The organism is Peptoniphilus sp. HMSC075B08, from assembly GCF_001815405.1.
In the GTDB taxonomy this organism is placed as follows: Bacteria; Bacillota; Clostridia; order Tissierellales; family Peptoniphilaceae; genus Peptoniphilus_A; species Peptoniphilus_A harei.
Genome location: NZ_KV820441.1, coordinates 1 through 224, shown reverse-complemented (window position 1 = coordinate 224; position 224 = coordinate 1). Strand labels below are relative to the sequence as shown.

Here is a 224-nt window from a genome sequence, read left to right as displayed (position 1 = left end):
TCATGGCATCTTCTGCTGAGAATACACTTTCATCTGCTAGGACTGGAACTATTGAATGGTCTGTGACATATTTTAGACCTTCATAGTCGTGTGCCTTTACTGGTTGTTCTACTAATTCTATGTCCAAGAGTTTTTCTTGCATTGAGTCTAGTATTCTCACTGCTTCTTTTGGTGACCAAGCTTGGTTGGCATCAATTCTAATTCTTACGTCTGGGCCCACTGCC

General features: G+C 41.5%; 1 protein-coding gene. It reads right to left on the bottom strand.

Features of this window, described 5'->3' with window-relative positions; genetic code table 11:
* Positions 1–224 (bottom strand): enolase C-terminal domain-like protein (locus HMPREF3023_RS03135; protein WP_305790318.1); only part of this gene is annotated, 224 nt, incomplete at both ends.